Below are 21,888 nucleotides of genomic sequence, written 5' to 3' on the forward strand. Positions count from 1 at the left end.
CTCAGGATGGGCCCCGGCTCAAGGCCGGGGTGACATCGGGGGTGGGTGACACCACCTGCCAAGATCATTTTCGCGAAAGGATTGTGTTCTGCCCGCTAAATCCCTGATGTTCATGGGCACCGGCTCCGATGTCGGCAAATCGCTGCTGGTGGCGGGGCTGTGCCGGGCGCTGGCCAATCGTGGGCTGCGCGTGGCGCCGTTCAAGCCGCAGAATATGAGCAATAATGCCGCCGTGACCGCCGATGGCGGCGAGATTGGCCGGGCACAGGCGTTGCAGGCCCGCGCGGCGCGGCGAGAGCCGATTACGGCGATGAACCCGGTGCTGCTCAAGCCGGAGCAGGAAACCGGCTCGCAGGTGGTGGTGCGAGGGCAGCGCCGGGCGTCGATGTCGGCGCGGGCCTACTGGGCCGAGCGCGGCAGGCTGATGCCCGAGGTGCTGGCGGCGTTTAACGAGCTGGCCGAGACGGCCGATATCGTGTTGGTCGAGGGCGCGGGCAGCGCGTCGGAAGTCAATCTGCGGGCCAATGATCTGGCCAATTTCGGCTTTGCCCAGGCGGCGAAAGTGCCGGTGGTGCTGGTGGGGGATATCCAGCGCGGTGGGGTCATCGCCGCTATTGTCGGCACGTTTGCGGTGATTGCGCCGGAGGATGCGGGGCTGATCCGGGCCAGCCTAATCAACAAATTTCAGGGCGATCCGGCGCTGTTTGCCGATGGGGTACGCTTCATTGCCGAGCGGAGCGGCGTGCCCTGTCTGGGGCCGGTGCCGTGGTTTGCTGACGCGGGGAAACTGCCCGCCGAAGATGTGCTGGCGCTGGAGGATTACAGCACGGCTCGTTCGGGTGGCTTCACCATCGCCGTGCCGCGCCTGCCGCGGATTGCCAATTTCGACGATCTCGATCCGTTGCGGGCCGAGCCCGGGGTGACGCTGGTGCTGGTCGAGCCGGGGCAGGCTTTGCCGCGCGATGCCGATCTGGTCATCCTGCCGGGGTCGAAAGCCACGCGCGGCGATCTGGCGGCGCTGCGGGAGCATGGCTGGGATATCGACATTGCGGCGCATCACCGGGCCGGGGGGCGGGTGCTGGGGATTTGCGGCGGCTATCAGCTGCTGGGGCGCTCGATTGCCGATCCGGATGGGATTGAAGGCGCGCCGGGGACGAGCGCGGGGCTGGGGCTGCTCGATGTCGAGACGGTGCTGACGCCGGTCAAGCAATTGCGGGTCGAGCAGGCCCGTCACGCGGCGTCGGGCGAGAGCATCAGCGGCTATCATATGCATATGGGGGTGACTGAGGGGCCGGACCGGGGGCGGCCGTTTGCGCAGATCGGGGCCGACCATGAGGGCGCGGTGAGCGCCGATGGGCGGGTGAGTGGCACCTATCTGCATGGGCTGTTTGCTGCCGACCCGTTCCGGCGGGCTTTTTTGGGGGCCGGCGCCAGTGCGGATCTGGCCTATGAAGCCAGCATCGAGGCGACGCTGGATGCGCTGGCGGCGCATCTGGAAGCGCATTTGGATATCGATGCGTTGCTGGCGCTGGCGGAGTAGGCGTCACTATTGACGTCTTGGTGTGCCTGGCCCACCCCACCCTCTATCCCTCCCCATCAAAGGGGAGGGAGGCGCCAGCGCCAGCGTCCGTGTTCATCGTCTCCCTCCCCCTTGTGGGGAGGGATCAAGGGTGGGGGTGTCACGCGCGCCGAGCTCGCCATCTCAGGATGGGTCCCGGCTCAAGGCCGGGATGACATCGAGGGTGTGGGAGCGCTGGGGTAAAGAGATTCCCGCTTTCGTGGGGGTGCTGCAGTGGTTAGGTAGGGCGGCTGAATATTGGGTCCGGAATCATCATGCACGCCTTTATCGCTCCCCTCGCGCTGCTGCTGGAACGCTGGCTTGGCTATCCGCCGCGGCTGCTGGCGCTGATCGGTCATCCGGTGGTCTGGATCGGCCGGGCCATCACCTGGCTGGAGCAGGGCGTCGACAAGCGCGAACGGACCCCGCGCCAGCGCCGCGATGCCGGCATCCTGACGCTGGCGATGCTGCTGGGGGTGACGCTGGTCATCACCGTGCTGGTGCAGCAATTCTTGCGCAGCATCCCGTTTGGCTTTGTGCTGGAAATTCTCGTCGCCACGCCGTTTCTGGCGCAAAAGGAACTTGGGCGCGCCGTCGAGGCGGTGGCTACCGCGTTGCGGACCTCGCTGGAGGCTGGGCGGGAAGCGGTCAGCCATACTGTCGGGCGCGATCCGCAGGCGCTGGATGAGGCCGGGGTGGCGCGCGCTGCTATCGAGACGCTGGCCGAAAGCACCTCGGACGGCGTGGTGGCGCCATGGTTCTGGCTGGTGCTGTTCGGGCTGCCGGGGATCGCGGTCTACAAGGCGATCAACACTGCCGATTCGATGATCGGCCATCTCAATGAGCGCTATCGCGACTATGGCTGGGCGGCGGCCAAGCTGGACGATGTAGTCAACTGGATTCCGGCCCGGCTGACGGCGTTGCTGATCACCGCCGCCTGTTTCATCACCCCGCATGCTAGCCCGTCGAAGGCCTGGGCGATGGCGCGCCGCGATGCGCGCAAGCATGAATCGCCCAATGCCGGCTGGCCTGAAGCCGCCTTTGCCGGCGCGCTCGGCTTCGCGCTGGGCGGGCCGCGGAGTTATGACGGGGAACTGGTCGCGCTGCCGCAGTTTGGCGGTGGCAAATCGGCGCTGGTGGGGAGTGACATCCTGCGGGCGCTGGTGCTGTATCGCAGCACGCTCAATGTGCTGCTGGGGGTGAGTGTGGTGATTGGGCTGCTGGTGTTTGTGGCCTGAGGGACTCTTTCTTCTCCCTCCCCCTTGAGGGGAGGGCCGGGGTGGGGGTGTCGGAACCTCCCCTGGCGCGGTGGGTGTGGAGACCACGACACCCCCACCCTAACCCTCCCCTCAAGGGGGAGGGGATGGCATCGAGTTTGGACTGTCACCGGTGGCCTCAGGCCCGGTAAATTCGCCCTTCGGCGCGCTCGGCGACTTCGCCTTTCAGGGTCATCGGCAGGCCGGCAATGATGAAATGCACGTCGTCGCAAATTTCGGCGAGGCGTTGGTGGGCGGCGCCGGCCAGGTCGCGGAAGGTGCGGGCCATGGCGTTGTCGGGCACGATGCCCTGGCCCACCTCATTGCTGACCAGGATGATCTTGCAGTTTTCGATCTGCACCAGCGCGGCGCCCAATTCGCTCACCGCCAGGGCGACATCCATTTCGGCCAGCAGCAGATTGGTGATCCACAGCGTCAGGCAATCGACCAGGATCACGTCATGCTTGGCCGAAGCCCGCAGCAGGGTCTCGGGCAGCGCCAGCGGTTCCTCGATGGTGGTGAAGCGGGTGGCGCGGCTGGCCTGATGGCTGGCCACCCGATCACGCATTTCGGCGTCGAGCGCTTCGGCGGTGGCGACATAGGCAGGGCGACTGCCGCTGCGAATGGCCAATTGCTCGGAAAAGGCGGTCTTGCCCGAGCGGGCGCCCCCCAGGATCAATACGTGTCGTGTCATTGTATCACTCTCCATTTCCGTCCGCCGCTGCGGTATAGCGGGAAATAGTCTCCGTGCCGAACCGGTTGCGCCGCCGGTATGCGCCGACTATGCGCCACCTTGCCGCTAGCGGGCGCTTTTTGTGCCTTATTCTACTTTCGTCTTAGCACCTTTGGCATTATGGTCCGCGCCGAAACGATATTTTACCTTCCGTTCCATCCCGGAGATTCCCCGCGTGCCCAGGTATTATCTTGGCGTTGATGGCGGCGGCACCAATTGCCGCGTGCGTCTGGCCGACGAGAATCTGAAGACTCTCGCCGAAGTCAAGAACGGCCGTTCCAATCTGCAGATCGACGATGGCGAGCCCGCCTTCCGCGCTATCAGCGATGGCACGCGCGACGTGTTCAAGGCAGCGGGCCTCGATTTCAGCGAAACCGCCAATACTTATGCCTGTTTCGGCATGGCCGGCGGCCGGATGGATAGTGCCCGCGCCGAGTTCGCGGCGCGGCCCTGGCCGTTTGCCGGGGTGCAGGTCTATGACGATATCGACATTGCCCATGCCGGCGCGCTGGGTGGCGGCGAGGGCGGGGTGATCATCGTCGGCACCGGCTCGGCGGCGCTCTCCATCGTCGATGGCGAACGCCATCAGGCCGGCGGCTGGGGCTTTCCCACCGGCGACCAGATGAGTGGCGCTATCCTGGGGCGCGAATTGATGCGCTACGCGGTGGAATCCGAGGATGGGCTGGTCGAAGGCTCGCCGCTGACCAAGGCGGTGATCGCCCAGCTGGGCGGGGACAATCAGGCGGTGATGTCCTGGGCGTTTGGCACGGCGCTGGAGCTGAAGGTCATCAGCAATGATGGCAAGGAAGGGTGCGACGATGCCCTGATCGGGCGCGCACCGGCCGAATTCGGCAAGCTGATGCCGCTGTTCATCGAATATCTCGAACAGGGCGATCCGGTGGCCAACAAGATGCTCGACATCGAGTTTGGCTATATCGACACCTATGCCAATTGGTTCAAACGCCACAATGCCCAGGTGATGGCCGTTGTCGGCGGCTTTGGCGAACGCCTGTTCCCCATGCTCCAACAGCGCTATGGCGATTTCGTCGCTTTGCCCAAATTCGAGCCGCTGCATGGCGCCGTCATCCTCGCCCGCCAGAATTTCGCTTCTAACTAAGGACTAGCCCCTCGTGTCCAGCCGCATCATTCCCGTCCAGCCTTTCGATTATGTGGTGTTCGGCGCCACGGGCGATCTGACCAAGCGCAAGCTGATTCCGGCGCTGTATCACCGGTTCAAGGACGGCCAGTTCGACGAGACCAGCCACATTATCGGCGCTTCGCGCAGCAAGCTGAGCGATGCCGATTTCCAGCAGGTGGCGCGCGACGCCATCACCGCCTTTGTGGAAAAGGAATATCAGGACGCCGCGGTGATCGACCGCTTCGTCAAGATTTTCTCCTATGTGCCGGTCGATGCCAGCAACCCCGAAACCTCGGGCGATCTCGGCGCCAAGCTGCGCGACGACCCCAAGGTGGTGCGCGCCTTCTATCTGGCCGTGGCGCCCGATCTGTTCGAGCCGATCGCCGAATATCTGCACAAGAAGAAGCTCTATCGCCGCGACGCCCGCGTCGTCATCGAGAAGCCGCTGGGCCATGATCTGGCCTCGTCGGTGGAAATCAATGACGGCGTCGCCAAGATCTTCAAGGAAGATCAGGTGTATCGCATCGACCATTATCTCGGCAAAGAGACGGTGCAGAACCTGTTGGCGCTGCGCTTCGCCAATACGCTGTTCGAGCCGATCTGGAATTCGGCGCATATCGACCACGTCCAGCTGACCGTGGCGGAATCGGTCGGGGCCGGTACGCGCGGCTATTACGACGAATCCGGCGCGCTGCGCGACATGATCCAGAACCACATGCTGCAGCTGCTGTGCCTGGTGGCGATGGAGCCACCGGCCAGCGACGATGCCGATGCGCTGCGCGACGAAAAGCTCAAAGTGCTGCGCGCGCTGAAGCCAATAAGCAATGGCGAAGTGGCCAAGAACACCGTGCGCGGCCAGTATAAGGGCGTGAAGTCGGAAACCACCTCGGTGGCCGGCTATCAGGACGAACTGCCCGACGACAAGAAGGGCAGCCGCACCGAAACCTTCGTCGCCCTCAAGGTCGATGTCGAAAACTGGCGCTGGGCCGGGGTGCCGTTCTATTTCCGCACCGGCAAGCGCATGGCCAGCCGCGCCTCGGAAATCTGCATCCAGTTCAAGCCGATCCCGCACTCGATTTTCGACCATGCCGAGGGCGCGCCCAAGGCCAACAAGCTGATCATCCGCCTGCAGCCCGACGAGGGCGTCAAGCTGATGATGATGATCAAGGACCCGGGTCCGGGTGGCATGCGCCTGCGCGAAGTGCCGCTCAACCTCAGCTTTGCCGCCACGTTCAATGAGCGCACGCCGGAAGCCTATGAGCGCCTGCTGATGGACGTCATTCGCGGCAGCCAGACGCTGTTCATGCGTCGCGACGAACTCGAGGCCGCGTGGAAGTGGATCGACCCGATCCGCGAGGCCTGGGACCGCTCGAGCGAACCGCCGCAGTCTTATGTCGCCGGCACCTGGGGCCCGAGCGGCGCCATCGCCCTGATCGAACGCGACGGCCGGACGTGGTATGAGGATGAATAACAGGGTGTGAGGTTCTCCCACCCACGATGTCACCCCGGCCTTGAGCCGGGGCCCATCTTGAGATCATGCCGCTCATTCCATCTCAGGATGGATCTCGGCTCAAGGCCGGGATGACAGCGCCATGTGACTGAAAGGAAGACTTAAAGTGACCATTGACCGCCGCAGTTTTGCTGACAAGCCGACCCTGGCCAAGGAACTGGCCGAGGCCGTTGCCGATCGCATTCGCGCGGCCATCGAAACCCGCGGCATGGCGGCGATTGCCGTCAGCGGTGGCTCGACGCCGAGCCGCTTCTTCCAGGCGCTGGGCAAGACCAAGGATATCGACTGGTCCAAGGTCATCGTGACGCTGGTGGACGAGCGCTGGGTCGATGACACCAGCGACCGCTCCAATGCGCTGCTGGTCAATGAACGCATGCTGCAGGGACCGGCCGCCACGGCGCGCTTCTTCCCGCTTTATTCCGGTGGCGACGAACCCGACGCCACCCATATCGCCAAGACCAATGCCCTGCTGGGCGAGTTGCCCGAGCAGTTCGCCGCGGTGGTTCTGGGCATGGGCAATGACGGGCACACCGCCTCGTTCTTCCCCGGCGGCGATACGCTGGCCGAGGCGCTCAGCGCCGCCGGCCCGGTGCTGGCTATCCGCGCTCCCGGCGCGGGCGAGCCACGCGTCACCTTTACCCTTCCGCGTCTCCTCCGCACGGATGGGCTGTATCTTCACATCGAAGGAGAGGAAAAGGCCGCCGTTCTCGACACGGCTCTGGGTGATGGTCCGATCGAGGACATGCCCATCCGCGCCGTCTTGCGGTCCGGCCATGCTGTCAACGTCTATTGGTGCCCATAGTCCCCTTCGCGATCCCCAATTGATCGCTTAGGCCACGAAGGGCTCCATCGGCGCGTTCTCGAGAGCGGTGCAGGTCACTGTTCCATGCGAGCGCGCGCCCAACTGAAAGTCAGGAGCTCGCCTATGTCTGTCCGTCAGGCCATTCAGGATGTCACCGACCGGATCGCGGCCCGCAGCCGCGATAGCCGTCGCGATTATCTCAGCCGCCTCGATGCCGCGCGCGAAGCCGGCGTCAACCGCACCGTCTTGTCCTGCGGCAACCTCGCCCACGCCTTTGCCGCCTGCACCCCGACCGAAAAGGCGCAGCTGGCCGGCAGCAAGTCGCTCAATCTGGGCATTGTCACCAGCTATAACGACATGCTCAGCGCGCATCAGCCCTATCAATTCTATCCCGAGATCATCAAGCAGGCGGCCCGCGAAATCGGCGCCACGGCGCAGGTGGCCGGCGGCGTGCCGGCCATGTGCGACGGCGTCACCCAGGGCCAGCCGGGCATGGATCTGTCGCTGTTTTCGCGCGACGTCATTGCCATGTCGACGGCGATTTCGCTCAGCCACAACATGTTCGATGCTGCCGTCTATCTCGGCATTTGCGACAAGATCGTCCCGGGCCTGCTGATCGGCGCGCTGACCTTTGGCCATCTGCCGGCTGTCTTCGTGCCCGCCGGGCCGATGCCGTCGGGCCTGCCCAATGATGAAAAGGCCAAGGTCCGCCAGCTCTATATGGAGGGTAAGGTCGGCCGCGCCGAACTGCTCGAAGCCGAGAGCAAGTCGTATCACTCGGCCGGCACCTGCACCTTCTACGGCACCGCCAATTCCAATCAGATGCTGATGGAAATCATGGGCCTGCATCTGCCGGGCTCCAGCTTCGTCAATCCGGGCACGCCGTTGCGCGATGCCTTGACCCGCGAAGCCACGGTGCGGGCGCTGTCGCTTAGCGCCCAGGGCAATAATTACACCCCGGTCGGCCACGTCATCGACGAAAAGGCCATCGTCAACGGCCTGGTCGGCCTCCACGCCACCGGCGGCTCGACCAACCATACCATGCATCTGATCGCCATCGCCGCTGCCGCTGGCTTGCAGGTGACCTGGGACGATATGAGCGAACTGAGCGACGCGACGCCGCTGCTGGCGCGCGTCTATCCCAATGGCGTTGCCGATGTGAACCATTTCCACGCTGCCGGCGGCATGGGGTTTCTGATTCAGGAACTGCTGGAAAGCGGGCACCTGCATGAGGACGTCAAGACCGTCTGGGGCCATGGCCTCTCCGGCTACACGGTGGAAGCCAAGCTGATCGACGAGAAGCTGACCTATCAGCCCTCGCCGCATGAATCGGCGCTGCCCAAGGTGCTGACCACGGTGGCCGCGCCATTCTCGCCGACCGGCGGGCTCAAGCTGCTTTCCGGCAATCTGGGGCGTTCGGTGATCAAGGTCTCGGCGGTCAAGCCGGAACACCGCATCATTGAGGCTCCGGCAAAAGTGTTCCACGGCCAGGAAGGCTTGCAGGCCGCGTTCAAGGCTGGCGAGCTGACCGGCGACATGATCGCGGTGGTCCGCTTCTCCGGGCCGCGCGCGCTGGGCATGCCGGAACTGCACAAGCTGACCCCGGCGCTGGGGATTTTGCAGGATCGCGGCTTCAAGGTGGCGCTGGTCACCGATGGCCGCATGTCGGGCGCCTCGGGCAAGGTGCCGGCGGCGATCCATATGACGCCGGAAGCGGTGGACGGTGGGCCGATTTCGAAGATCCGCGATGGGGATATGATCCGGCTGGATGCCAATGAAGGCACGCTGACGTTTTTGGGCGATGAGAAGGAATTCTTCTCGCGCACGCCGGCGACGGAGGATTTGCGGTCCCAGCATTTTGGCATGGGGCGCGAGTTGTTTGCCGGATTCAGGAGCCTGGTGGGCGTGGCAGATCGTGGGGCGAGTGTGTTTCAGTAGGATCGGGGCTAACCGTCACCCCCTCCTAGCCTCCCCCATCAAGGGGGAGGTATATCGCTCCACTCGTGGGCAAAATCGTGCCCTAAACTCGATCTGTACCTCCCCCTTGATGGGGGAGGCTAGGAGGGGGTGGGACCGCTTGCACGTGCGTTGAGCCACTCCGCAATCGCCGCTGCGTCGGCGTCGCCCGGCTCGTGCCCGCCGGAGACCACCACCAGCCGCACAGCCGCCCCCGCCGCTTCCAGCATGGCCGCCAGCGCCTCGCTCTTGGCACGATAGGCATCGCGCTCGCCGGCTAGAACGAGCACTTCGACTCCGCGCAAATCCGCCTCCGGCACCTGATCCAGCACCGCCACGGGTCGCAGCAAGATGGCTCGGCGCGCTAATAGCTCTGGCTGCAGCAATAGCGCCGCCGCGAGGAAATTGGCGCCGTTGGAATAGCCCAGTCCGATTAGCCCCGAGGGGTCGAGCGCATAGGCGCTGCGGGCTTCTTCGAGGAATGCCGCCAGCGCGCCGGCTTCGAAGCGGATATCCTTTTGGTCGAACAGCATCGGCGCGAGGCCGCGAAACCAGCGTCTGGTGCCGTCTTCGGTGCTGCGACCGCGCAGGCCGAGCAGGGTGGCGTTGGGCGCGGCGCGGTGCGCTATCGGCAGCAAATCGGTTTCGTCGCCGCCGGTGCCGTGCAGCAGCACCAGCGTTTGGCCGTTCGGCTGTTCGGGCGTGTAGAAACGGTGGGTGTAGATCAAATCGCGGTAGACCACGCGGTCGTCGCCGGGCAGGCCGAATTGCGGCAGCATCACTTTGATGGCTTCGGAGTCGGCGGCGTCGGGCGGCATGAACAGGGCGCTGCCCAGGGTGTCCAGCGGTTCGTCGAGGGTAAAACCCGGCCCGTCGCTGGCCAGTTCGATCAGCGTGCCGCCGGGTTCGCGCACATAGAGCGAGGTGAAATAATGCCGGTCATGCAGATTGGTGAGGCTGGAATTGCGCTGCCGCAACACGCGCTCCACGGCTTCCACCTGCTCGGCATCGACCGCGCGTAAGGCCACGTGGTCGAATGTGCCGGCTCCGGCTGCGCCGGGCCAGAAGCCGGAGGCATCGCGGATATCGAGGCTGTCGCCGATCTCGGAGAGCAGGCGCTGCGTCGTGCCTTCCACCGGGCCGGCGCGGAAGCCGAAATGGCTGGTGAGGAAGCCGACGGTTTCCTCCTGCACATCCGACAGCAGCGTTACGCCGCGAATGCGGCGGATGGCGTGTTCGGCGGGGATATCGCTTTGCGGCGTGGTCAGGGCTGGGAGGTCCGCGCCCACCAGCTTGAGCATCACCCCATCGGGGTCACGCAGGCGCAGCACGCTTTCGCCGAATTCCTGCGCTGTGCCTTCCACTGTAACCTGATGGCGCAGTGCCCGTTCGAGCCAATAGCCGATGGAGGCGGGGGCGATGGCCAGGGCGATTTCGCTGACCTGGCCGGCACCGGCCTGTCCGGCCGAGCCGCCCTGCCAGACGAGGAAGGTGAGCAGCGAACCGGGGCTGGCGGCGTAATCGCCGTAAAACAGATGTAGCTGGCGCGGGTCTTCATAGCCGCCGGTGCGCTTGACCAGCCGCAGGCCGAGAAAGCCGACATAGAAATCCACATTGGCCTGCACCTCGGCGGTGATCAGGGTGACGTGATGAATGCCGCTGGTCATGTGCTATCGGGTCCGTCCGAACAGGCGCTCGATATCCTTTTGGCTGAGCGCGACATAGGTGGGGCGGCCGTGAATGCACTGGCCGGAATGGGGGGTGGCTTCCATGTCGCGCAGCAGCGCGTTCATTTCATCGACGCGGAGGCGACGACCCGAGCGCACCGAGCCGTGGCAGGCCATGCGGGCGATGATGGCATCCATGCGGTCGGCGACAGCGCGGGAGCTGTCCCATTCGGCCAGCCCATCGGCAACGTCGCGCACCAGCCCGTCAATATCGGAGGTGCCGAGCAAAGCCGGGGTTTCGCGCACGGCAATGGCGCGCGGGCCGAAGCGTTCGAGATAGAGCCCGAAGCCTTCCAGCTCGGCAGCCGCGTCTTCGAGCCGGGCGCAATCTTCCTCGGGCAGTTCGATGATCAGCGGGATCAACTGGGCCTGGCTGGCGATGGGACCGGCGGCCAGTTGCGCCTTGAAGCGCTCATAGACCAGCCGCTCATGCGCCGCATGTTGATCGACCAGCAGCAGGCCCTCTTCATTCTGGGCAATGATGAAATTGTCGAACATCTGGGCGCGGGCGGTGCCGAGCGGATATTCCATCAGCGCGCCGGGGGCTTCGGGTTCGACCCGGGCGCTGGGCTCGGTGAAGCCGGCGAGGCCGGACTGGCTGGCATAGTCGGGGGCAAACGGGTTGGCGCTGCCGGTGCCCACTGTGCGCTCATAGCCGGCCAGCGGCAGGGGATTGCTCCAGCGTGTCGGCTGGGTCGGGGCGGGGCTGGCATAGGCGGGGGTGGTGAAGGCGCCGAGCACGTCTTCGGCCACGGTGCCGGAGGCCTTGAAGCCGGCGGCGGTCAGCGACTCGCCGATGGCGCGGATCACGGCGCTACGCACGGCACCAGCATCGCGGAAGCGCAATTCGGCCTTGGCGGGGTGGACGTTGACGTCGACCTCGCCCGGATCGACGGCGATATACAGCGCCACCACGGGGAAACGGTCGCGGAAGATATAGTCAGCATAGGCGGCGCGCACGGCGCCGACCAGCACCTTGTCCTTCATCGAGCGGCCATTGACGAAATAGAACTGGCTGAGCGAATTGGCCCGCGTATAGGTCGGCAGGCCGGCGAGCCCGGCAACCACCACGCCATGGCGGCTGGTGGCCAAGGTCACCGCATTGCGGGCGAAATCATCGCCGATCACCTGACCGAGCCGGGCTTCAAGCGCGCCCTGGCCAGAGACGGCGGGCCAGTTGGCGGGCGAGCGATCGCTGCCATTGAGCACGAAATGCACGGCCGGATTGGCCATGGCGAGGCGCTTGACCACATCGGTGATCGCCCCGGCCTCGGCCCGGTCGGTCTTGAGGAATTTCAGCCGCGCTGGCACCTTGGCGAAGAGGTTTTTCACCTCGAGAATGGTGCCCCGGTTCATCGCCAGCGGGGCCGGCCCAGCGCGGCGGCCAAAATGCACCTCAAGGCGCAACCCGCTTTCGGCATCGGCCGGGCGCGAGGCGATCGACAGCTCGGCCACCGAACCGATGGAGGCCAGCGCCTCGCCGCGAAAGCCCAGCGTGCGGATATCGTCCAGCTCGTCTTCGCTCAGCTTGGAGGTGGCGTGGCGCTCGACCGACAATTCGAGATCGGCGCGACCCATGCCGTGGCCGTCATCCTCGATGCGGATCAGCCCCTTGCCGCCTTCGGCGGTGGTGACGACGATGCGGCTGGCTCCGGCGTCGATGGCGTTTTCCACCAGCTCCTTGACCACACTGGCCGGCCGCTCCACCACCTCGCCGGCAGCAATGCGGTTGATCAGATCTTCGGGTAGCTGACGGATGGGCACGGGCGATTCTCCTGAGCCGGTAATATAGGCGATGGCGGGCAGGCTGCCGACCCGTTTGCGAAACCGCGCACAAGAGGTTACGGAAGCAACATGCCCAGCCAATCCCCCATGGACCTCGCTTTGTCCCTCGCCGAAGACGCCGCCGCCAATGGCGAAGCGCCGATTGGCGCGGTGATCATGGAAGGTGGGGTGGTGCTGGCCGCCGAGCGCAATCGGATGCAGGCGCTGAACGATCCCACCGCGCATGCCGAAATGCTGGCGATCCGCACGGCGCTGGCCAAGCGCGGCTCGGGGCGGCTGGATGGCTGCGATCTCTATGTGACGCTGGAGCCCTGTGCCATGTGCGCCGGGGCGATCGCCCATACACGGCTGCGGCGGGTGTATTTTGCCGCTGAGGACGTCAAGGCCGGGGCGGTAGAGAATGGGGTGCGGCTGTTTGCGCAGCCGACCTGCCACCATGCGCCGGAGGTGATTGGCGGGCTGGGGGCCAGCCGGTCGGAGGCGATGTTGCGGGAGTTTTTTAGGGCGCTGCGGTAGTCCAAAACGCGGTGTCATCCCGGCCTTGAGCCGGGATCCATCCTGACATGTATTCGCCGGCCTGATCTCAGGATGGGCCCCGGCTCAAGGCCGGGGTGACATCGTGGGTGGGGTGAGGCTGTGGTCAGTTCTTGCCCTTGCGCATGGCTTCGGCCAGGCGGTCGCCGAGGGAGCCGAGGCCGCCGGAGGGTGGGGCGGGCTGTTTTGGACGGGTGTTGCCGGTGGGGCGGGTGTCGCGCGGGCGTTCGTTGCGGGGGGCGTCATCGGCGGTTTCGCTGCGCATGGAGAGGCCGATGCGCTGGCGGGGGACGTCGACTTCGGTCACGCGGACTTTGACCACGTCGCCAGCTTTCACCACTTCATGCGGGTCCTTGACGAATTTGTCGGCCAGCTGGGAGACGTGGACCAAGCCGTCCTGATGCACGCCGATATCCACAAACGCCCCGAAGGCGGCGACATTGGTCACGGTGCCTTCCAGCATCATGCCGGGCTTGAGGTGTTTGATATCGTCAACGCCATCAGCAAAGGTTGCGGTCTTGAAGGCGGGGCGGGGGTCGCGGCCGGGCTTTTCCAGTTCGGCCACGATATCGCGCACCGTGGGCAGACCGAAGCGGTCATCAACGAAGCTGCGCGGATCGAGCCCGGCCAGCGCCGTCTTGTCGCCCATGATCGAGCGCAGGTCGCGGCCACAGGCAGCGACGATGCGGCGAGCGACGCCATAGGCTTCGGGGTGGACCGAGGAGGCGTCGAGCGGCTCGGTGCCGCCGGTGATGCGGAGGAATCCGGCGCTCTGCTCAAAGGTGCGCTGGCCCAGCCGGGGCACTTCCAGCAGCGCCTTGCGGCTGCGGAACGGGCCGTTGGCATCGCGATGGACCACGATGGCTTCGGCCACCGAGGGGCCGAGGCCGGAAATGCGGGCCAGCAGGGGGGCGGAGGCGGTGTTGAGGTCGACGCCGACTGCGTTCACCGCATCTTCCACCACGGCATCGAGCGAGCGGTTGAGGCGATATTGGTCGACGTCGTGCTGATACTGGCCGACGCCGATGGCTTTGGGTTCAATCTTGACCAGTTCGGCCAGCGGGTCCTGCAGGCGGCGGGCGATGGACACCGCGCCGCGCAAGGAGACGTCGAGCTGCGGGAATTCCGCTGCCGCCAGCGCCGATGCGGAGTAGACCGAGGCGCCGGCTTCCGAAACGATGACCTTGGTGGGATGCGGGGTCGGCAGGCGGGCGATCAGATCGGCGACCAGCTTTTCGCTTTCGCGGCTGCCGGTGCCATTGCCGATGGCGATCAGTTCCACCTTGTGTTTGGCGATCAGCCGGCCGATGGCGGCCTGCGATCCCATCACGTCATTGCGCGGCTGGAACGGATAGATGGTCTCGGTATCGAGCACCTTGCCGGTGGCGTCGATCACCGCCAGCTTGCAGCCGGTGCGAATGCCGGGATCGATGCCCATGGTGGTGCGGGCGCCGGCCGGGGCGGCCAGCAGCAGATCCTTGAGATTGCGGGCAAACACCGCGATGGCTTCCACTTCGGCCCGCTCGCGCAGTTCCACCATCAGATCGATGGAGAGGGTGATGCGCAGCCGCGTGCGCCATGCCCAGCCGGCCACCTCGCGCAGCCAGGCATCGCCAGCGCCATTGCCCTGGGCCTGCAAGGCCCCGGCAACGAAGCGCTCTATCGGCTTGACCAGCTCGGTGACGTCGGCATCGACCTCGATGTCGAGGCTCAAAAACTCTTCGTCGCGCCCGCGCATCATCGCCAGCGCGCGGTGACCGGCGACCTTGTTCCAGCGCTCGGCATGGTCGAAATAATCCGAGAATTTGGCCCCGGCCTCTTCCTTGCCCTTGACCAGCTTGGCGCGCAGCATGGCCTTGTCGCGCATATAAGCGCGCAATTGGCCGAGCAGGGCGGCGTTTTCGCTCAGCCCTTCAACGACGATATCGCGCGCGCCTTCGAGCGCTTCCTTGGTGCCGGGAACCTCTTCGGTGAGGTAGCTCTCGGCCAGCATGACGGGGTTGCTAGCGCGGTTGGCCAAAATCGCTTCAGCCAACGGGCCAAGCCCGCGCTCGCGGGCGATTTCGGCCTTGGTGCGGCGCTTGGGCTTATAAGGCAGATAAAGGTCTTCCAGCTCGGCCTTGGTCACCGCACCCATGATCGACGCCGTCAGCACCGGGGTGAGCTTGCCCTGCTCGTCGATGGATTTCACGATAGCGGCGCGGCGCGCTTCCAGCTCGCGCAGATAGGTCAGCCGCTCGGCCAGATTGCGCAATTGCGTGTCGTCGAGCCCGCCGGTCACTTCCTTGCGGTAGCGCGCCACGAAGGGCACCGTGGCCCCGCCGTCGAGCAATTCGACCGCCGCCTTGACCTGCTCGGGTCGGGCGACGATTTCGGTGGCGATCTGGGCGGCAATGCGGGTGTCGAGTGCGGACATGTCAGGCTTTCGGTTCGTAAGGGCGCAATCCTATTGGACCTTACGCAGCGATGACACCCAAACTAGGGCAGTATCCTCAGCTTACCCCGGCAGCAGCATGGCCAGCGCCGAGAGCGCCAGCGCGGCCATCATGCCAAAGGGGTACATGGAACTGCTCGGGATGGCGCCGGGCAGGGCGGTGTTTTCGGGGATGAATTTGGTGCAGATGCGCCATTGTATTGGCGGCACAGCGCCGCTCAACCGGTCGCGATAGAGCGGCACCCAATGCCGCGCATCATCGAAGGTCACGGCCAGAGGCGCATTGCAACAGCTGGCCACCACCCGGTTGGTCGCCGAATCCGGGGTCAGCTTGTGGCTCACCAGCAGTTCCGCGCCCTTGCCGAAGCGCACCCGATCCTTGCGATAGAGCACCGTGGCGGTGCCCCCCGCCGCGTCGAGCATCGGCGGTGCGCCCGGCAATGCGCCCAGGATCAGCCCGGCCGCCTGGCAGTCGTCGCAATGGCAGATGACGCTGGCAATCGGCTTGCCCCACGCTTCGATTTCCACCTGCCCGCAACTGCAAGTGGCAGTGACCTGACGGTCGCGATTTTGTGCCATATGCGGGCTCCGTGTCGATTGAGCCGGTCGACTGGAAATGGGGGGATTCGACAAGAGGAGTCCCACCCACGGTGTCACCCCGGCCTTGAGCCGGGGCCCATCTCGAGATTGTGCCGGTAAATGGATCTCGGGATGACACCGAGTTTTTTGAGGCTACTGCCGTTAATTGCTGTCGATGACCTCGACCCGATCGGCGATGTAGTCTTCGATTTTCTGCGCCAGGATGCGTTTGAAGCGTTCTTTTTCCTGTTCGGCATGGGCGACGATTTCGCGGACGCGCCAGAATTCCAGCGCGCCGATGGCGGCGACATGGGGGCGGATATAGATGTCGGGCGGATAGGCCGCCATCATGTGGGCGGTCAGCGAATGCATCATGATCTGGGCCGAGCCGAACCAGATATCGAGCGCCTTGTGGTCGGTTTTGGTCAGGCCCTCGGAGGGGTCGCCATTGACGTCGATGCCGATAAGGAAATCGGTGTCGATATCGGCCTGGTCCAGCGGCAACGGATTGACCACGCCGCCATCGACCAGAATGTGATTGGCGTAGAGCACCGGCTTGAACAGGCTTGGAATGGCGATGGAGCCGGCAATGGCCGGGCGCAGCAGGCCCGTATTGAACACCACCTGATGCCAGGACTGGAAATCGGTGGCCACCACATAAAGCGGCACCTTTAGATCCTTGAATTCGAGCGGAAAATCACTCGGGGCGAAGGCGTCGACAATGCTGGTGGCGTCGAGCTGCATCGAAATGCCGTTTTTGAGAATGCCGCCAATGCCGCGAATCTGCGCGGCCCATAATTTGCTGGCGATGGTGCGCATGGTGCCCAGCACCAGATAGGAGTGTTCGCGCAACTCCTTGCCGGTCATGCCGGCGGCCCAGCCGGCGCCGATCAGCGCGCCAATGGAGGTGCCGGCGATGACCGAGGGCTTGAGGCCCAGCTCGTCCATCGCCTCGATATAGGGAATATGCGTCAGCCCACGGGCGGACCCGCCGCCCAGTGCCACGCCGATCCGAGGTAGCCCTCCGCTGTTCATGCCGGCCCGCTCCTTGCCTTTCGAGCGCAGCTGCTGGCCGAGGGCCTGACCGCGCAATTGCAGCGGGGTCAGGGAGCGGGGCGATGCTGCGTCAAAGACGGTCTTGCGGAAGCCTAGGCCGGCGAAGTTGAGGAATGGTTCAGACGGACGTGCGGGCGAGCTCGCGCCAGCCGATGTCTCGGCGGCAAAAGCCTTCTGGCCAATCAATCTGGTCCACGCCCGCGTAAGCACGCTGTTGCGCCTCTTTGAGGTCCTTGCCCAGCGCGGTGACGTTCAGCACGCGACCGCCAGCAGCAAGTAAACGTTCCCCGTCGCGACGGGTTCCGGCGTGGAACACCATAGTGTCATCACGATTGACCGTGTCGACGCCGCGAATTTCCGAGCCCTTGCCATAATGGCCCGGATAGCCCTCGGTCGCCATGATCACCGTCAATGCGAACTGGTCGATCCAGGCCACGTCATGGCCGGCCAGCGTGCCGGTGGCGGTGGCGTAGAGCAGCGGCAGCAGGTCGCTCTCCATGCGCATGACAAGCACCTGGGTTTCGGGGTCGCCGAAGCGGGCATTATATTCCACCAGACGCGGGCCGGTCGCGGTCAGCATCAGCCCGGCATAGAGCACCCCCTGATAGGGCGTACCGCGCGCGGCGAGGCCCCGAACGGTTGGCCAGATCACCCGCTCGATGGTTTCGTCATAGAGTTCTTTTGTCATCACCGGGGCGGGGGAGTAAGCGCCCATGCCGCCGGTATTGGGGCCGGTGTCGCCCTCAAAGGCGCGCTTGTGGTCCTGGGCGGTGGTCAGCGGCAGAATGTCGGTGCCGTCGCAGAGAACGAACAGGCTAACCTCCTCGCCTTCCATGAATTCCTCGATCACCACCGAGGCGCCGGATGCGCCAAAGGCGCCGGCAAAGCAGTCGATAATGGCGGCTTCGGCTTCGTCGACGCTCATGGCGACGGTAACGCCCTTGCCGGCGGCGAGGCCATCGGCCTTGATCACGATCGGCGCGCCCTGAGTGTAGAGATAGGCCAAAGCGGCGGCTTCGTTATCGAAGCGGCCATAGGCGGCGGTGGGAATATTCATCTCGTCGCAGAGGGCTTTGGTAAAGCTCTTGGAGCCTTCCAACTGGCCTGCGGCCTTGCTGGGGCAGAAGCAGGCAATGCCGGCGGCGCGCACATCGTCGCCCAGCCCGGCCACCACCTGCGCGTCGGGGCCGACGACGACGAAATCAATCGCCATCAGCTTGCAAAAGTCAGTCACGGCCTGATGGTCGGTGATGTCGATGACGACATTTTCGGCGACGGCGCCGGTGCCGCCATTGCCTGGGGCGATGAACAGCTTGGTCAGTTGGGGAGACTGGGCGATTTTCCACGCCAAGGCATGCTCGCGCCCGCCCGAACCGATCACCAAAACCCGCATCATAGCCTCCGTCATTGCTGGGGGCGTGATGCACCAGCGGGGCGGCGGTGGCAAGGGCTCTGCTCCGGCGCACCCCAAAACGCGGTGTCATCCCGGCCTTGAGCCGGGATCCATCTCGAGATCTCAGGATGGGCCCCGGCTCAAGGCCGGGGTGACATTGTGGGTGGGGAGAGGCTTGTGGCCCCAGCCTACATTTCGGCTTCTTTGAAGATGCGGGTCAGGTCGCCGTTCCATTCGCCGTGGAACTTGTCCAGCCAGCGCTGGGCTGGGGATTTGGCGAGGCGGATGGTTTCTTCCAAGGGCGCGAGGTGGATGGTTTCATCCTTGCCCTGGGCGTTGCGGCGGCCGCGGCGGACGAGGCCCGCTTCGGCGATGCCCACGGCCTGCGCGGCGACATCATAGAGGTTGGAGCGGTCATGCGGGGTCATCAGCGCCAGGCGCGGCACCTCGCGGCGCATCTGCTCGCGGTCTTCGTTGGACCAGGGCTCGATCAGCTCATAGGCGGCTTCCAGCGAAACCTCGTCATAGAGCAGGCCGGTCCAGAATGCCGACAGCGCCACCACCGAAGCCTCGTCGCCCATATCGGCGCCGCGCATTTCGAGGAACTGCTTGAGCCGTACCTCGGGGAAGATGGTCGAGAGATGGTCTTCCCAATCCTTCTTGGTCGGCTTTTCGCCCGGCAATTGCGGCAGCTCGCCGCGCAGGAAGGCGCGGAAGCTCTCGCCTGCGACATTGACATACTGGTCATTGCGGATGACGAAATACATCGGCACATCAAGGGCATAGTCGGCATATTGCTCGAAGCCGAAACCCTCGTCGAAGGCGAAGGGGAGCATGCCGGTGCGGGCGTCGTCGGTGTTGAGCCAGATATGGCTGCGATAGCTCAGATAGCCGGACTCGCGGCCTTCCGAGAAGGGCGAATTGGCAAACAAAGCGGTGGCCACCGGCTGCAGCGCCACCGCGACGCGCAGCTTTTTGACCATGTCGGCTTCGCTGGAAAAGTCGAGATTGGCCTGCACGGTGCAGGAGCGGAACATCATCGACGTGCCCAGCGTGCCGACCTGCTCCATATAGGGCTTCATGATGCCGTAGCGCGATTTCGGCATCGAGGGGATCTGGTCGACCGACCAGATCGGGGTGACGCCCAACCCGAGGAAATGAATATCCAGCGGTGCGGCGACCTTCTTGGTCACGGCCATGTGTTCGGCGAGTTCGGCGGCGGTGCCATGCAAATCGGCCTGCGGAGAACCGGAGAGTTCAAACTGCCCGCCGGGCTCCAGCGAAATCCCGCCGGCCACTTCGTCATTGCGCAGCCCGATCGGGCTGTCGCCGTCATAGAAGGGGTGCCAGCCGGTTTCGGCCTGAATGCCGTCGAGCAGTGCCCGAATGCCCTGCGGACCTTCATAGGTCACGGGCCGTAAGGGGTTGGTATGAAACACATGTTTTTCGTGTTCGGTGCCAATACGCCAGTCGCTCTCGGGTTTGCACCCGCGCGCCATGGCGTCAATCAGGTCGGCGCGCGATTCGATCAGCGGCTCGTTCGTCTCGTGGTCAGCCATTCGGCGTACTCTGCAGGAAATAATTGCGCGGAACATAGCGCCGTCCAAGCCGAAAGCAATCGGCTTTTATCGCCAATCGCCGATGGTCGCCTGAATCACCGCCAGCGCCGCCACCGCCGCCGTATCGGCCCGCAGGATGCGGGGGCCAAGGCTGATGGGCACAATATAGGGCAGTGCCAGCAATCTGGCTCGTTCCTCGTCGGAAAATCCGCCCTCGGGCCCGATGAGAACCCCGACCGGCCGGCCCTTGAGCGCGGCCAGCGCCGCGACCGGCGAGGATGAGGCGGCGCCCTCATCGGCCAGGATCAACGCCCGTTCGGCGGGCCAATTGTCGAGCAAGCGCTCCAGAGTGATCTCGGTTTCGACTGTGGGCACGCTCAACACTTCGCATTGTTCCGCCGCCTCGATGGCGTTGGCCAGCAGCCGCTCATGCTTGAGCCGATTGACCTGGGTGAAGCGGGTGATGACCGGCTGGATGGTGCCGACACCCATTTCCACAGCCTTCTGTACCACATAGTCGAGCCGCTCGGTCTTGAGCGGGGCAAAGCCATACCAGAGATTCGATACCGGCGTTTGCGGCGCGATCTGTTCGACCAATTCGAGTGCGACCGACTTTTTCGAGTCGCTGGTGAGTCGGGTCAGCCAGGCGCCGTCCCGTCCGTTAAACAGCACCACCTCATCGCCGACGCTCTTGCGCAGCACCGCCGCCAGATACAGCGACTGGTCCTTGCCCAGGGTGAGCTGGGTTCCCGCGATCAGGTCGGGTTCAACGAACAGGCGAGGCAGGGTGGCGTGGGTACGGGGCATGACGAAATCCAGTTTGCGGCATTGTGCCACGACCTCGTCCTGCGACAAGGCCGGATGAGGTCTACTGTGATTGGCGGAGTTGGAGTAGACCTCTTGTTAAGCTTGTCGAACCACGAGGTCGTGGCACTATGCCAGACGCAAATCCTTCCGGCACCGTTGCCGATGCCCAATCCGGCAACTGGGTTGATCGCTATGCCCCGGCCTGGCTGAAACCCTATGCGCGGCTGGCGCGCTGGGACCGGCCGATCGGCTTCTGGCTGCTGTTCTGGCCTTGCGCCTGGGGGCTGGCCCTGGCTGCCGTGGCCAATCCGGCGCAGGGATTTGACTGGTGGGGCGTGGTGCTGATGCTGGTGGGCGCCATCCTGATGCGCGGCGCCGGCTGCACCTTTAACGACATTGTCGACCGCGACATCGACGACAAGGTGGCCCGCACCCGCTCGCGTCCGATCCCCTCGGGGCAGGTGACGGCCCGCGACGCGCTGGCGTTTCTGGTGGCGCAGGCGCTGCTGGGCTCGGTGGTCCTGTTCCAGTTCAACCGCTTCACCGTCTGGGCCGGCGTGGCTTCGCTGGTGCTGGTGGCGATTTATCCCTTCATGAAACGGGTTACCTGGTGGCCGCAGGCGTTTTTGGGGCTGGCCTTCTCCTATGGCGCCTTGGTGGGCTGGAGTTCACAAACCGGCGGCCTCGCCGTACCGGCGCTGCTGCTGTATTTCGGCACCATCCTCTGGGTCATCGGTTACGACACCCTCTATGCGCTGCAGGATATCGAGGATGACGCGCTGATCGGCGTTAAATCCACTGCCCGCCTGTTTGGCGCGCAGGCCCGATTGATCGTTTCCGGCTTTTATATCGTAGCCTATCTGCTGTGGCTGACGGCCGCCATGATGGTCGGCGGCGGCATTATTTTTGCGGTGCTGTCGCTGGTGGCGGCAGGCATTCTGGCCTGGCAGGTGCAGACGCTGGATACCGGGGGCACCGAGAATGCCCTGGCCCGGTTCAAATCCAACCACTATGTCGGCATTGCCCTGACGCTGGCGCTGCTGGCCGATTGGGTGTGGTAG

General features: G+C 64.8%; 17 protein-coding genes. 8 read left to right on the plus strand and 9 right to left on the minus strand.

What is annotated here, in order from left to right; all coding sequences use genetic code 11:
* Positions 1-106: 106 nt before the first annotated feature.
* A complete protein-coding gene (locus tag ACX3OW_RS15075; protein WP_459096612.1) occupies positions 107-1,540 on the plus strand; it encodes a cobyric acid synthase in 1,434 nt (477 codons plus the stop codon).
* Between the two features lie 293 nt (positions 1,541-1,833).
* The gene (cbiB, locus tag ACX3OW_RS15080; RefSeq protein ID WP_459096613.1) at positions 1,834-2,796 is read left to right on the plus strand and encodes an adenosylcobinamide-phosphate synthase CbiB; all 963 of its coding nucleotides are present in this window, start codon (positions 1,834-1,836) and stop codon (positions 2,794-2,796) included.
* A gap of 157 nt (positions 2,797-2,953) precedes the next feature.
* Here the strand turns inward: cbiB and cobU are convergent, their stop codons facing one another.
* A complete protein-coding gene (gene cobU, locus ACX3OW_RS15085) occupies positions 2,954-3,508 on the minus strand; it encodes a bifunctional adenosylcobinamide kinase/adenosylcobinamide-phosphate guanylyltransferase (protein WP_459096614.1) in 555 nt (184 codons plus the stop codon).
* Between the two features lie 214 nt (positions 3,509-3,722).
* Between cobU and ACX3OW_RS15090 the strand changes: the two genes are divergently transcribed.
* The 4 genes from ACX3OW_RS15090 to edd all read left to right on the plus strand — a co-directional run bounded on the left by ACX3OW_RS15090 (position 3,723) and on the right by edd (position 8,935).
* The gene (locus ACX3OW_RS15090) at positions 3,723-4,664 is read left to right on the plus strand and encodes a glucosamine kinase nucleotide-binding domain-containing protein (RefSeq protein ID WP_459096615.1); all 942 of its coding nucleotides are present in this window, start codon (positions 3,723-3,725) and stop codon (positions 4,662-4,664) included.
* 13 nt (positions 4,665-4,677) lie between these two features.
* A complete protein-coding gene (gene zwf / locus ACX3OW_RS15095; RefSeq protein ID WP_459096616.1) occupies positions 4,678-6,156 on the plus strand; it encodes a glucose-6-phosphate dehydrogenase in 1,479 nt (492 codons plus the stop codon).
* A 145-nt stretch (positions 6,157-6,301) separates the two neighbouring features.
* Positions 6,302-6,997 carry a 6-phosphogluconolactonase gene (pgl, locus tag ACX3OW_RS15100; protein WP_459096617.1) on the plus strand — a complete coding sequence of 232 codons (696 nt, stop codon included), beginning with the start codon at positions 6,302-6,304 and terminating at the stop codon, positions 6,995-6,997.
* Between the two features lie 123 nt (positions 6,998-7,120).
* On the plus strand, positions 7,121-8,935 hold the full coding sequence (gene edd, locus ACX3OW_RS15105) for a phosphogluconate dehydratase (protein ID WP_459096618.1): 1,815 nt from the start codon (positions 7,121-7,123) through the stop codon (positions 8,933-8,935).
* Between the two features lie 119 nt (positions 8,936-9,054).
* Here the strand turns inward: edd and ACX3OW_RS15110 are convergent, their stop codons facing one another.
* The gene (locus tag ACX3OW_RS15110; protein ID WP_459096619.1) at positions 9,055-10,620 is read right to left on the minus strand and encodes a VOC family protein; all 1,566 of its coding nucleotides are present in this window, start codon (positions 10,618-10,620) and stop codon (positions 9,055-9,057) included.
* 3 nt (positions 10,621-10,623) lie between these two features.
* Positions 10,624-12,444 carry a DNA mismatch repair endonuclease MutL gene (gene mutL / locus ACX3OW_RS15115; protein WP_459096620.1) on the minus strand — a complete coding sequence of 607 codons (1,821 nt, stop codon included), beginning with the start codon at positions 12,442-12,444 and terminating at the stop codon, positions 10,624-10,626.
* A 90-nt stretch (positions 12,445-12,534) separates the two neighbouring features.
* Between mutL and ACX3OW_RS15120 the strand changes: the two genes are divergently transcribed.
* Positions 12,535-12,981: a nucleoside deaminase gene (locus tag ACX3OW_RS15120; RefSeq protein ID WP_459096621.1), complete on the plus strand. Its 447-nt coding sequence runs from the start codon at positions 12,535-12,537 to the stop codon at positions 12,979-12,981.
* Between the two features lie 124 nt (positions 12,982-13,105).
* Here the strand turns inward: ACX3OW_RS15120 and ACX3OW_RS15125 are convergent, their stop codons facing one another.
* The 6 genes from ACX3OW_RS15125 to ACX3OW_RS15150 form a co-directional block, all read right to left on the minus strand.
* Positions 13,106-15,415 carry a Tex family protein gene (locus ACX3OW_RS15125; RefSeq protein ID WP_459096622.1) on the minus strand — a complete coding sequence of 770 codons (2,310 nt, stop codon included), beginning with the start codon at positions 15,413-15,415 and terminating at the stop codon, positions 13,106-13,108.
* An 81-nt stretch (positions 15,416-15,496) separates the two neighbouring features.
* On the minus strand, positions 15,497-16,012 hold the full coding sequence (locus tag ACX3OW_RS15130; RefSeq protein WP_459096623.1) for a GFA family protein: 516 nt from the start codon (positions 16,010-16,012) through the stop codon (positions 15,497-15,499).
* A 162-nt stretch (positions 16,013-16,174) separates the two neighbouring features.
* Positions 16,175-17,254, minus strand: a complete 1,080-nt coding sequence (locus ACX3OW_RS15135) for a patatin-like phospholipase family protein (RefSeq protein ID WP_459096624.1) — start codon at positions 17,252-17,254, stop codon at positions 16,175-16,177.
* Positions 17,187-18,461: a phosphoribosylamine--glycine ligase gene (gene purD, locus ACX3OW_RS15140; protein WP_459096735.1), complete on the minus strand. Its 1,275-nt coding sequence runs from the start codon at positions 18,459-18,461 to the stop codon at positions 17,187-17,189. Before purD ends, ACX3OW_RS15135 begins: the two co-directional genes overlap by 68 nt.
* A 188-nt stretch (positions 18,462-18,649) precedes the next feature.
* Positions 18,650-20,020, minus strand: a complete 1,371-nt coding sequence (locus tag ACX3OW_RS15145; RefSeq protein ID WP_459096625.1) for a glutamate--cysteine ligase — start codon at positions 20,018-20,020, stop codon at positions 18,650-18,652.
* 66 nt (positions 20,021-20,086) lie between these two features.
* Positions 20,087-20,827 (minus strand): 16S rRNA (uracil(1498)-N(3))-methyltransferase, encoded by a 741-nt coding sequence (locus ACX3OW_RS15150; RefSeq protein WP_459096626.1) that lies wholly within the window; start codon positions 20,825-20,827, stop codon positions 20,087-20,089.
* A 128-nt stretch (positions 20,828-20,955) separates the two neighbouring features.
* On the opposite strand from ACX3OW_RS15150, the gene ubiA reads away from it, so the two are divergent.
* Positions 20,956-21,888, plus strand: a complete 933-nt coding sequence (gene ubiA / locus ACX3OW_RS15155; protein ID WP_459096627.1) for a 4-hydroxybenzoate octaprenyltransferase — start codon at positions 20,956-20,958, stop codon at positions 21,886-21,888.

The sequence above is a fragment of the Devosia sp. A449 genome, assembly GCF_054489375.1.